We start from the raw sequence: 11,601 nt of genomic DNA on the forward strand, positions 1-11,601 counted from the left end.
TCGTAGTTAAGAGAAACGAGAGGAATCACTCATGGAAGCAACCACCGCAGCGCGCCGCTCTGAAGATATCGCGCTCGATCTACTCAAGTTCGTTGCAGCACAGGCCAATGTCGGCAGCAAAGCTACAGGCTCCACTGGCTTCGGCGGGTCCTCGTCTCCCAAGTCGGACGACCAGGTGACGCACTTGCTTGAGCTCTATGCCCGCTGCCGCCAGGCGGTTGAGGCTCCGGTCGAAAAGAAGTAGTGCCGGCCACGCAGCCACTGCGCGTCGCGGTCGTTGGAGCAGGGGTGTTCGGGCGGAACCATCTGCGGGTGTATCGCGAGCTGGAGCAGGCTGGGCAGAGCATTCAAGTTGTCGGATTCGTAGAGCCTGAACCGAAGGCTGCTTCGGAGGCGTCCGCAAAGTTTGGCGTACCGGCGTTCCCGACGATTGAAGCTTGTCTGGCTGCTGTGGGTTCTCTCGATGCAGCTTCGATCTGTGTGCCAACGGTGCATCATGCCTCTGCCGCTGAGCCGTTGCTTGTTGCAGGGGTTGATCTGTTAATCGAGAAACCTCTGGCGGCGAGTCTTGCCGATGCCGATCGCATTCTCGACTTGAGCCGACGGCATGGACGCATCGTGCAGACGGGTCATCTGGAACGGTTCAATCCAGCCGTTGCCGCAGCGCGCAGATATCTCAACCGTCCGATGTTCTTTGAGGCACACCGGTTGAGCATCTTCACACCACGCTCGCTTGATGTGGATGTTGTGCTGGATCTGATGATTCATGATCTGGATATTGTGCTTAGCCTGGTGGCGTCGCCTGTGCGGGAGGTCCGTGCGGTTGGACTGCCGGTGCTATCGCGTAAGGTCGATATCGCCAACGTTCGGGTTGAGTTTGAGAACGGCTGCGTGGCGAACTTTACAGCCAGCCGCGTAAGCACGGAGCGGGTCCGTAAGCTGCGATTCTTTCAGCCCCACCAGTATCTTTCGCTCGACTTTGCGCGGCAGGATCTGCTGATGATCGATGTTGCGGCGGCGGCTGGCGTGGACCCGGCGCAGCTTGCGGCGATGGCAGCGATGGCACAGCAGCCGGGTCAGCATCCGTCTGCGGGGCTTTCGCTTACGAAGGTGCCGGTGGAGCAGGGCGAACCGCTGCGGCTGGAGATTGAGTCGTTTCTCGAAGCTGTACGCACGCGCTCTACGCCGCTGGTCTCGGGTGAGAATGGCCGCGCTGCGCTGGCGCTGGCGTTGGAGATCAATCAGGCCGCAGCGGCGCACGCGGAACGTACTGGGCTCTAGGTCGTCAAATCTACTAATTCATCAGATTTCTATGCAGTGAACTTCGAGCTGGAACGACACGCTCGTGGTGGTCGTGGCCGGAGTTCTTCTGCAGGCGGTTTAGGATTAAGGGATGGGGACACACTTTTCAAGCGATGCGATGAAGTTTCTTCGAGGCCTGAAGCGGAACAACGACCGCGACTGGTTTGCCGAGAGAAAGCCGATCTATGAGCGGGAGCTGAAGGAGCCACTGCTCGCGCTTATCGGTGAGGTGAACGATGCGATGGTGGACTTTGCGCCGCAGCATGTGCGACCGCCGCAGAAGATTGCGATGCGGATCTACCGTGATATTCGCTTCAGTAAGGACAAGAGGCCGTACAAAAATAATGTGGCGGGATGGTGGGCGCGTGATGGATTGCAGAAGACCTCTGGGGCAGGCTTCTACTTTCACATCAATACGGCCGAGGTAATGGTAGCGGCGGGCGTGTACATGCCGGAGCGGGAGCAACTGCTCGCGATACGGCGCTATCTGGTGGATCACCACAAGGAGTTTCGCGCAGTGCTGGCGGCGAAGAAGCTGCGTTCGCTGATGCAGGAGAGCGACGCAGCGCGGCTGACGCGGCCGCCCAAGGGATTCTCCGCGGATGATCCTGCGATCGATCTGCTGATGTGCAGGCAGTGGGGCGTGTCTGCAACGTTGCCGCTTGAAACGGCGATGGATGCAACGCTCGGGAAGAAGATTATCGAGCGGTTCAAGGCTGCCGCGCCGATGGTCGAGATGCTGAATGCGCCGCTGCTGGTAAAACCGAAGAGGCCGATGTTCTAGGGTCTCTGTAAAAGGGAACGAAGACTAGAGGCGCAAGCAAAAAAGGCAGTTCAATTCTTTCCGCCGAACTTTGTGAATCTTGATGAGTGAGTAAGCACTCACATAATAAAGTGCATTTACGAAGGAGGAAGATATGGCGGAGTGGACAGTGGCGGATATTCCCTCGCAGAGCGGCAGGCTGGCGGTGGTGACGGGGGCGAACAGCGGCATCGGCTGGCACACGGCGCTGGAGCTGGCGCGAGCGGGCGGTGAGGTGATTCTCGCGGCACGCACACAACAGAAGGGTCAGGACGCTGTCGAGCGTATTCATCGACAGATCCCGGAGGCCAAAGTTCGGTTCGAGATATTGGATTTGGCGAGCTTGAAGTCCGTGCGGGCGTTTGCTGCAAAGGTGAATCGCGAGGCAAGGCTGGATCTGCTGGTGAATAACGCGGGTGTGATGAGACTGCCAAAACGGCAGGTGACAGAGGATGGATTTGAGGTTCAGTTTGGCACGAACTTTCTGGGACCATTCGCGCTGACGAACTTGTTGCTTCCGGCGATGCTGCGTGCGGAGTCTGCTCGCGTGACTACCGTGTCGAGCGGTGCGGCCAATATGGGATCGAAGCGGATTAACTTTGAAGACATGCAAGGTGAGAAGGGCTATGGGCCCTGGAAGGCTTACTGCCAGTCGAAGCTGGCCGACCTGATGTTGATGACGGAGCTTGGGCGACGCAGCGTGGCTGCGGGTTACAGCCTGCTGAGCAACGCGGCTCATCCGGGATTTGCGCGCACCAATCTCCAGACGACCGGCCCTGGCAGAGAGATGAATGCAGCAGAGAGGTGGATGGCCTCGTTTATGTCGCAGGACGCGGCGCACGGAGCACTGCCTACGCTGCGTGCTGCCACGGATGTGAACGCAGCGATGGGAAGCTACTATGCACCGAATGGGAGCTTCCAATTGAAGGGAGAGCCGGTGCTTGTTCCACTGCCGAAGCCAGCGCGAGATGAGGCGGCGGCGCGGAAGTTGTGGGAGATCTCCGAGGAGCTGACCGGAGTGCAGAGGCCGTTGAAAGATTCCAATTAGGCCTCACGCTGAGGGCTAAAGCAGGCGCCTTGGACTTCGAAATCATCTTCGTCTGGTGAAGCATGGTCGTCGGCGGGTAGTGTGAATTCATCGTTTTATTGGGGTTTTCGGGACAAAATGTGCCAATTTTCGAACAAAACCGGAAAAAACCGGAAAAAACCTGTGGAAACCAAAGAAATGTCATTGACAAAGCGCTTGGAAAAGCTGAAGGTGAAATGCGGTACGGTTCTCCGCAACCGCATGAACACTGATGATTTCGCATTTGGAAAACAGATGCGGGTCTCATAACGATTCATGCAGGGCGAGGTGAGCAGACCGCAGATATTTATTTCAGAACGTAAGAAGGAGCAACACACATGGCAAAGGGAATGACAAAGACAGCGCTGGTTCGCCACCTGGCGGAGAAGCTCGAACTGACCAACAAGCAGACTGCCGGTTTCCTGGAACTGCTGGCCGAGACCGCGGTGAAAGAGACCAAGAAGAACGGCGAGTTCACCATCCCCGGCATCGGCAAGCTGGTGAAGGCAGAGCGCAAGGCGCGTCTTGGCCGCAACCCTCAGACGGGTGAGACCATCAAGATCAAGGCCAAGACCGTGGTCAAGTTCCGCGTGGCCAAGGTTGCGAAGGATACGATCGCGCCGGTAAAGAAGTAGTTACGCGACGACGCTGACTGCAGTCTCTGTGCAGAGGCGTCGCATGCGGAGGCCCTCCCCGATCAACGCGTCCGGCATAGTTACGCCGAGATGTGAGAGTGGCGATGAGCCCGTTGTTTCCAGTACGCTTTGGGAGCAGCGGGCTTATTGTTTTGTCTCTGGCTGGGGAACGAAGGCGCGGGCGACAAATGAGAGGCCGAGCGAGACAACGACGCCTTGAATGATCAGCAGGGCGTTGTAGCGCCAGCCGAGGGTGGCAAAAGAGAGGAACGTGCCCCAGAAGTAGATCTCGCCCAGAAATCCGGTGCCCCAGTGAGGATGGACTTCAGAGTCGGGTACACGCGGTGTGAGGGACGGCAGCAGGCGGGGGACTTTGGCGCAGTAGTCGCGATAGGAGTCGCCGAGTCCTGCGGTGAGGAAGGACTCTTCGCCTCCGATGAGACGAAGCTGTTCGATGCCGATGGCGAGGATGGTAAAGATCGCTCCGGTGGGCGGCATCAGCAGCGCTAGAGCGAGAGTATGGATGAAGGTGCCGAGGTAGAGTGGGTTGCGCAGATGGCGATAGGGGCCGGATGCAACGATACGGTCGCCGTGCATAGCGCCATCCTTCACGACGGACGTCCCGAGATAGGCTGAGCCCCAGGTACGGATTGACGCCGCCAGCAAGGCACAGAGAGCGCCGGCGAGGAGTACGGTGATGGTGGAGATGCTGAAGTTGATCCAGCCGCTGCGCGCAGGCCATGCAGCCAGGAACTGCCACGTCCGCACGGAGTCCAGATGTAGGGCATAGTTCCACGGAGCGATGAAGCCGATTAGGTAGATGATGGCGTGGATGAGATAGCGGAAGCGGAACTCCAGGGCAGTGGCTTTCATGCGGCGCTCAGCGCGATACTCTCTTTCCTGCGGTTGGCATGTTTGCAGTTTGTAACTATGTAAGGAGCAAATTAATTCTCAGAACTACACCTGACCGCCTAGCGCGGTGAGGATGGAGTCGAAGTCTTCGAGACCTGAGTACTCGATGATGACTTTGCCTTTGCCCTTTTTGTCTTCGATCCGTACCTTCAGGCCGAGTGTGCGTTGCAGGCGAGTCTGTGCTTCGCGGACGTTTGGGTCTTCAGTCTCTTCGGCGAGCTTTGCTTCTTTCTTTGGCTTCGCCTCGGGATTGATCAGGCCTTGCACATAGCTCTCGGTCTGGCGCACAGAGAGAGACAGGGCCATCACCTTTTGCGCGGCAGCGGTAATGGCCTCGGGGGAGTCGAGCGCCAGAAGAGTGCGGGCGTGGCCGAAGGAGAGATCGCCGGATTCCACCTTTTGCTGGATCAGTTCTGGTAAGCGTAACAAACGAATGAAGTTAGATACGCTCGCTCGTTCTTTGCCGGTGCGTACGGCCATCTGTTCCTGGGTTAGTTTGAAGTCCTGGCTGAGGCGCTGGTAGGCGCGGGCCTGCTCCATCGGGTTGAGATCGGCACGCTGCAGGTTCTCGACTATGGTCATCTCAAGCGTCTGCTCATCTGACACCTGGCGAACGATGGCCGGGATCGTGGCCTTGTTCGCCTTGCGGCTGGCAAGCCAACGCCGCTCGCCCATGATGAGCTGATAGCGGCCTCCTGGAAGTGTTCGGACGACGATGGGCTGGACTACGCCAGAGGCGGCGATGGACTGAGCCAGCTCGGCCAGCTTCGCCTCGTCGAACTGCGTCCTGGTCTGGTAGGGATTGCGGTCGATCTGATCGAGCGGGATCTCCAGCGGTTTGCCGGTGGATTCGACGACCGGGGGTGGGACGGCAGCAGGGACGGGACGCGAGGGGAGAAGGGATTCGAGCCCCTTGCCCAGAGCACGGCGTTTAGGATCTGGAGTTGCAGTTGGCATATTGGCGTCTCTTGATTACTGATCTAAGGTGAATTGCTTATGGCTGATGCACGAACCGGGAGCTTTGGCGGCTGACTTCTACTTGGAAGACTGCCAGAAGCGACTCTTTTTTTCAGGTTTCTGGAATGATTTGAGCGAGCTGGCTGCAGCGGCCGCAGCGGCTTTGCGCCTCTGTTCTTCGGGGCTCTTCATGTTGTTTCGGGTGAGCAGCTCCATGGCGAGCTCACGATAGGCTTCGGCGCCTCGAGAACGCGGATCATAGAGCGAGACTGGCTTGCCGTGGCTTGGCGCCTCGGCCAGGCGGATATTGCGGGGGATACTGGTCTTCAGTAGCTTGTCGTTGAAGAACGCCTTCAGGTTCTCGGTGACTTGCTGGGAGAGGTTGGTGCGATCGTCGTACATGGTGAGGAGAACTCCTTCGAGGGCGAGACCAGAGTTGAAGGCCTGGGAGACGCGGTCGAGCGTGCTCATCAGCTCGGAGATTCCTTCGAGGGCGAAGTACTCGGCTTGCATGGGCACAAGAAGGCCATCGGCGGCGACGAGCGAGTTAAGGGTTAGCAGGTCGAGCGCGGGAGGGCAGTCGAGAATGATGAAGGGATAGTCGGCGCGGATGGGCTCGATTGCATCGCGCAGCCTGTATTCGCGCCGGTCGACGGAGATCAGCTCGAGAGTGGCTCCGATGAGGTTCTTGCTGCTTGGGATTAGTTTGAGGGTCTCGATTTCGGTGGAGAGGAGTGCTTCGGCGATGGTGGTTTGGCCGAGGAGGACGTCGTAGATGCTATGGCGGGCCTCGTCGCGGGCGAATCCCAGGCCTCCGGTTGAGTTTGCCTGGGGGTCGCAGTCGATCAGGAGGGTATTTAGGCCTTCGAGAGCGAGTGCGGCGGAGAGATTGATTGCGGTAGTTGTCTTGCCGACGCCGCCCTTCTGGTTGACGACGGCGATGACGCGGGAGGCGGATCTCGGTGTGGCTGCGGCTTCTGGCTTAGTTTCTTCGGTCATCTCGGTCGTCATCGGCGATATTTGAAGCCTATCGATAGGTTTGAGCGGTTGCAATGCTGCCAAAGCTGTGCAGAACGTCTGACGCTGTGGAGAACTTGTGGAATGCTGCGTTTGCTCGGCAAATTGGAGGTTTTCTACCCTGTGATTGTGGAAATCTTTTGTTTCACGTGGAACATCGATCAGCTATTTGCTGCGTGTTGAGATGAGGAGGAATGAGTTCTCTGAGTTCGGAATTGGCATAGATCTAGGGGGTTCAAAGCCTTGTGGAAGCTCAGGAATAGCTCCTGTAAGAAGTAGAAGGTGATGCTTGGCCCTGGGATGGGCCGCTGTTAGGGCCGCCGTCATGTTGTCCACCGCCCGAAGCGCTACGGTATCGAATTGACGCGTGGGCGACATATCTTCGACACGGCTCGTCCATACGTTAACCTGAAGGCCGAGTGTGCGGACAACCTCCCGCAGGAACGTGGATTTCTTATTCTGCGATTCAGCGACGGTTACGGCGATGTCTGGTCTCAAGATCGCAATGGGGAGGCCGGGAAATCCCGCACCAGAGCCAAAATCGAGTAATGTAGGGCATGCATCCAGATGAAGGCCGGCAAAGAGGCTCTCCCCAAAGTGCCGCCGGACGATCTCTTGGGGCTCGCGAATGGCGGTTAGATTTGTCCGGGCGTTCCATTTGAGCAGAAGATCAAGATACAGGGACAATTTTGTATAAAGATCAGGATTCACCGGCTTTGGAGCGGGGTTTGCATCAAGATACGGAGCGAGAAGACCCGTAATTACGGATTCAGACAAGGTAGCCATGGGTATGGCTAGTATCTCAGGGATTTTATTTATGGATTATGTCGGGGAAGGATGCGTATTGGCCAGCTAGATGTTCCACGTGGAACATCTAGCTGGCGGTGACCACTGAAGTATGGATTGGACGTGGCGCCCAGGCCTTAGCTTCGCTAATGAATCGGTCGAAGAGAGCGCGTGAAGCAGCACTGATGTCATAGCTTCGTTCAGGATGCCACTGAATACCGAGAACAAAGTGGGCATGAGCGCCCTCTGAGGCTAATCCACCCTCAACCGCCTCGATAACGCCATCCTGCGGGCAGCGCGCTGAAATCCGCAGGCCGTCTCCAGGAATGCCGATAGCTTGATGGTGGCTGGAGTTGATCGGAAGATGGAGAAAAGCATCGACTTTGGGGGATTCTTCGGGAGTGAGTAAGCTGCCGAGCAGAGAATCTGGTGCTACGGCAGCGTTGTGGGCGATGGCGACGCTGCGGCCAGCAGGATGGTTGACTGGCATTGGAGCCAGATCTTGAACCAGAGTGCCTCCGCGCCAGACGTTCAGGAACTGGACTCCGAAGCAGATGGCGAAGATGGGCTTATAGAGGTTATGAGCGTCCTGGATCAGGAGTTCATCGACATTCTCTCGTGCGCTATCGGTTGGAGCGCACTCAGGGATCGGTTCCTGGCCGTATTTGTGAGGGTTTACGTCGGCTGGACTGCCGGGAAGAAGAACGGCCTGACAGGTGTTGATCAGGTTAGCGATCTCGGTTGGAGTTGCCTTTAGAGGGATCTCTACCGGTTCGCCGCCGCTTCGCTGGACCGCCAAGGCATATTGCGGCCAGGACTGCTGGTTATAGACAAGATCGTTGCTGGTGGGAACGGGAATAGCGATACGGGGCTTCATGGCTTCTATCTATGATACGGCCATCAAGCGCAGCGAGCGAATGTGTGGCGTTTAGCGTCGAAGCCTGTCAACACTGGAAAAATCCGGCCAGCTCAATGTTCCACGTGGAACACTGAAACAACTACCGGTTGGAGGTTGAGCTCATGTAGGTCTCTGAGATTGCCGCGTAGAGGCGTTGGGTCAGGGCATCCGCATCGCGGCTCGTAAGCCCCACCGTGGGGATGGGTTCGCCGATAACAATGCTGAGAGGGCGTGGGTATAGTGAGTAGACGTGAATCGGAAGCAGCTCGTAGGTGCCGATCAGAGTCAGTGGAATCAGGGGAACTTGTGCTTTGATCGCCATATAGGCACAGCCGGACATCATCGTTTGAAGCTGACCGTCGGCGGCGCGCCCACCCTCCGGAAAGAGAACAAGCGGGAGACCGGATTTCAGGGTCGCCACTCCTCGATTGAGGCTCCCGATGAGGGATCGTGGACTGTTGCTATCCACCGGGACCTGTCCAGATCGGTTCAAGTACCAGCCGATGAATGGAGCCTTCCAGAGAGACTGCTTCGCCAGGATACGGAATTGGAATGGCAATGTGGCAAAGAGGACGGGCGTGTCCATATAGCTGAGGTGGTTGGAGGCGTATACGGCGGTCTCGTGCTCATGAAGCTTCTCGCGCCCGACGACAGTTACCGGGGAGAGGCTGATGAGGAGAAGCGTACGGGCCCACAGGTGAGCGATGAAGTGCTGCTGGCGACCGGACTTGTCCCAAAGACCGCAGATAAGAGAGATACAGCCAAATCCGGCTGTAGCAAGGGTTATGAGAGGGATTAGCAGCAAGTAGGAGAGCCAGCGCAGTAGAAAAGGTGGTCTACTGGACGGTGGCGTTGGCAACGGTTGGCCTGTAGATGCAGGAACCGGGCTCTCTTGCTGCAGAAGGGAGGTTTGCTCTGGAGTCATTCCGGAGGTCATCCATTCTCCGCAAGATGGCGGATCTCGCCCACCAGGTAGACCGAGCCGGTTGCGATGATTAGGCCCTGTGCCGGGGTCACGGCTCGCGCCTGAGCCAGGGCTGCAGCCAGATGCGGAGCCGCGTGGGCAGGAATATCCAGCGTGTGTGCGGCTGCAAGGAGATCCTCCAGGCTGGCTGCTCGAGGGTTATCGATTGGGGCAAAGATAATATGGTCGTTGGGCCTGTCGCTGGTTGAATCGAAGAGGGGAAAGAGGATCTGGGCCATCTCGTCGATCTTCTTGTCGCCCAGGCAGCTGAAGATCAGGGTGCGCGGCTGACTCTCGGGCAGTTGTGCGATCGCTGCTCGCAGGGTCCAGGCGCCGGCAGGATTATGCGCTACGTCGAGCAGAAGCTTCGGTCCTTCGGGGAAGGTAAAGAGCTCAAGCCGTCCTGGCCAGTTGGTGCTCCGAATTCCAGCTTCAATGGCGCTATTTGATATTTTGTAACCATTATCGTTACGTACAGTACTGTCCGTCGGTAATTTGTAACTGTCATGGTTTTTTAATTCCACAGCCGCGGCTATCGCAAGGGCGATGTTGCGCTGCTGGTGATGGCCGGGCAGAGGGGAGTCGATCTCCAGAGCTTCGCCATTCACCGTCACACTATAGTGATTCCGCGGCAGAGATGCGCTTCCCTCTAGCGAATCGGACGAAGCGCGTGGCGGAAGATGAGGAATATAGTCCGCTGCGCTGATGGCTCGTAGATGAAGCGTAGCTGCCGCCTCGCCGATAGCCTGGTTTGCTTCGGGATGCTGCGGCAGAGTGACCAGGACACCGTGGTCGCGAAGAATGCCGGTCTTTTCGCGTGTGATCTCCGTAATCGTCGAACCCAGATAGTCCTGATGATCGAGCGCAATGTCGGTGAGGATGGAGATCAGCGGCTCGACGATGTTTGTGGCATCCAGGCGGCCTCCGAGTCCTACCTCCAAGACCGCGAAGTCTACCTTCTGCTCCGCAAAGTAAAGGAAGGCAACGGCGGTCAGCACTTCGAAGAAGCTTGGCGGATGGGGTAGTTCGTTTGATTCGACCAGGTGGCGGGCGGCCTCATCTACCTGAAAGTAAATGCGGGCAAAGTCTTCGTCCGGGATCTGGACGCCGTCGATCTGAATACGCTCGTTGAGCCGAACCAGATGCGGCGAGGTATAGAGAGCTGTGCGGTAGCCGGCGGCGGTAAGAATGCTGCTGAGCGTGGCTGCAGTAGAGCCCTTGCCGTTGGTTCCGGCGATCAAGACTGCGGGAAAGCTAAGGTGAGGATTATTCAGCGCCGCGGCGAGAACGCGCATATGGGCGAGGTCGAACTTTCGGCGAGGAGCGGTGGAGCTGGCCGGGGCAAGTTCATGGCCCAGTGCGTAGAGGTGGTCGACTGCGGCTGCATAAGACATACGGCTATTTTAGGCGATTGGGACTACTGCAACAGGGTTCGGCAGTCTATGAAAGCTGTGGTTAACACCAACGTCCGACCAATTACACCAAGGTGGTATATCGAGTGGGATGCAGGAGGACGATAGTGGGGAATCAACAGTAGCAACATGCAATTCTTTGCAGTTCTATCTGCCGGTTCACCCTATGAGAGGTTGAAAACTCTCGGGGATAAAGGAGATGTTTGATGCATATCGCATTAGCAGTAGCTTTTGGAATGATCGCCGCCGCGCCGTTCGTCGGCCGATGGAGGGCAAATGTGTGGTTGAAGAACCACATGCCAACCGAACGCAAAGTAAAATCCATCCCTGAGGTCGCATAACCCGTCTATTTTCAGTTGACAAGAGAATTATAGGACCGTCGCCGCCATGGTGCGGTCCTCCTTTTTTAAGGTCTCTCAAATCCTGACTCTGCCGGGCGAAGCGCAGACGTCTGTTATTTTGCGTAGTCCGAGATGAGGACGACCGGAGCCGGTGGACGGTGCGGTGCGGTGGTCTCCGCGTGTCGGGTGGTTCGTGAGAGCTTCCGGGAACTCGTCCAGCTTGGCAGACGAAACAGGTCGACCGGGTGTGCCGCAGCGGACATGTCGCCGCCCTGCTCTCTTGCATGGTGATCTCGAAGCTCTCCTAGGACGATGGCGCGCACGGTGTCGCGCTCCGACGGCGAACTCAGCTCCCAATAGAGGCGAAAGGCCTGCCCGCAGACAACACATTGAAAGTCCTGCCGAAACCTCGAACGTCTAAGTAAGACCTGCATAGCGGTGCCGTCCTGAGCCTGGAGTGACCCAATTGTTACTGGATGAGCTGATGATCAACACGATAGATTAGTCTC

At 57.5% G+C, this 11,601-nt stretch carries 14 protein-coding genes; 6 read left to right on the plus strand and 8 right to left on the minus strand.

Features of this window, described 5'->3' with window-relative positions; genetic code table 11:
• The first annotated feature begins 31 nt into the window (after positions 1–31).
• The 5 genes from GSQ82_RS14420 (at position 32) to GSQ82_RS14440 (ending at position 3,805) form a co-directional block, all read left to right on the plus strand.
• Positions 32–244, plus strand: coding sequence for a hypothetical protein (locus GSQ82_RS14420; protein WP_158792932.1), 213 nt, complete (start codon positions 32–34; stop codon positions 242–244).
• Positions 244–1,281 (plus strand): Gfo/Idh/MocA family protein, encoded by a 1,038-nt coding sequence (locus tag GSQ82_RS14425; protein WP_158792933.1) that lies wholly within the window; start codon positions 244–246, stop codon positions 1,279–1,281. Before GSQ82_RS14420 ends, GSQ82_RS14425 begins: the two co-directional genes overlap by 1 nt.
• A 112-nt stretch (positions 1,282–1,393) precedes the next feature.
• A complete protein-coding gene (locus tag GSQ82_RS14430) occupies positions 1,394–2,086 on the plus strand; it encodes a DUF2461 domain-containing protein (RefSeq protein ID WP_158792934.1) in 693 nt (230 codons plus the stop codon).
• A gap of 133 nt (positions 2,087–2,219) precedes the next feature.
• Positions 2,220–3,152 (plus strand): oxidoreductase, encoded by a 933-nt coding sequence (locus GSQ82_RS14435; RefSeq protein WP_158792935.1) that lies wholly within the window; start codon positions 2,220–2,222, stop codon positions 3,150–3,152.
• A gap of 356 nt (positions 3,153–3,508) precedes the next feature.
• The gene (locus GSQ82_RS14440; protein ID WP_158792936.1) at positions 3,509–3,805 is read left to right on the plus strand and encodes an HU family DNA-binding protein; all 297 of its coding nucleotides are present in this window, start codon (positions 3,509–3,511) and stop codon (positions 3,803–3,805) included.
• A 144-nt stretch (positions 3,806–3,949) separates the two neighbouring features.
• On the opposite strand, the gene GSQ82_RS14445 is transcribed toward GSQ82_RS14440, so the two are convergent.
• The 7 genes from GSQ82_RS14445 to GSQ82_RS14475 all read right to left on the minus strand — a co-directional run bounded on the left by GSQ82_RS14445 (position 3,950) and on the right by GSQ82_RS14475 (position 10,733).
• On the minus strand, positions 3,950–4,678 hold the full coding sequence (locus tag GSQ82_RS14445; RefSeq protein ID WP_158792937.1) for an isoprenylcysteine carboxylmethyltransferase family protein: 729 nt from the start codon (positions 4,676–4,678) through the stop codon (positions 3,950–3,952).
• Positions 4,679–4,762: 84 nt separating this feature from the next.
• Positions 4,763–5,674, minus strand: coding sequence for a ParB/RepB/Spo0J family partition protein (locus GSQ82_RS14450; RefSeq protein ID WP_158792938.1), 912 nt, complete (start codon positions 5,672–5,674; stop codon positions 4,763–4,765).
• Positions 5,675–5,752: 78 nt separating this feature from the next.
• Positions 5,753–6,673, minus strand: a complete 921-nt coding sequence (locus GSQ82_RS14455) for a ParA family protein (protein ID WP_158792939.1) — start codon at positions 6,671–6,673, stop codon at positions 5,753–5,755.
• A gap of 183 nt (positions 6,674–6,856) precedes the next feature.
• Positions 6,857–7,477 (minus strand): 16S rRNA (guanine(527)-N(7))-methyltransferase RsmG, encoded by a 621-nt coding sequence (gene rsmG / locus GSQ82_RS14460; protein ID WP_158792940.1) that lies wholly within the window; start codon positions 7,475–7,477, stop codon positions 6,857–6,859.
• 88 nt (positions 7,478–7,565) lie between these two features.
• Positions 7,566–8,354 carry a gamma-glutamyl-gamma-aminobutyrate hydrolase family protein gene (locus GSQ82_RS14465; RefSeq protein ID WP_158792941.1) on the minus strand — a complete coding sequence of 263 codons (789 nt, stop codon included), beginning with the start codon at positions 8,352–8,354 and terminating at the stop codon, positions 7,566–7,568.
• 121 nt (positions 8,355–8,475) lie between these two features.
• Entirely contained in the window at positions 8,476–9,312 is an 837-nt protein-coding gene (locus GSQ82_RS14470) for a 1-acyl-sn-glycerol-3-phosphate acyltransferase (RefSeq protein ID WP_158792942.1), read from the minus strand.
• Positions 9,309–10,733 carry a folylpolyglutamate synthase/dihydrofolate synthase family protein gene (locus GSQ82_RS14475; protein WP_158792943.1) on the minus strand — a complete coding sequence of 475 codons (1,425 nt, stop codon included), beginning with the start codon at positions 10,731–10,733 and terminating at the stop codon, positions 9,309–9,311. Before GSQ82_RS14475 ends, GSQ82_RS14470 begins: the two co-directional genes overlap by 4 nt.
• Before the next feature lie 224 nt (positions 10,734–10,957).
• Between GSQ82_RS14475 and GSQ82_RS25380 the strand changes: the two genes are divergently transcribed.
• The gene (locus GSQ82_RS25380; protein ID WP_256370087.1) at positions 10,958–11,092 is read left to right on the plus strand and encodes a hypothetical protein; all 135 of its coding nucleotides are present in this window, start codon (positions 10,958–10,960) and stop codon (positions 11,090–11,092) included.
• A 113-nt stretch (positions 11,093–11,205) separates the two neighbouring features.
• Here the strand turns inward: GSQ82_RS25380 and GSQ82_RS14480 are convergent, their stop codons facing one another.
• A complete protein-coding gene (locus GSQ82_RS14480) occupies positions 11,206–11,526 on the minus strand; it encodes a hypothetical protein (protein ID WP_158792944.1) in 321 nt (106 codons plus the stop codon).
• Between the last annotated feature and the right edge of the window lie 75 nt (positions 11,527–11,601).

The organism is Granulicella sp. L60 (assembly GCF_009765825.1).
Classification (GTDB): Bacteria; Acidobacteriota; Terriglobia; order Terriglobales; family Acidobacteriaceae; genus Edaphobacter.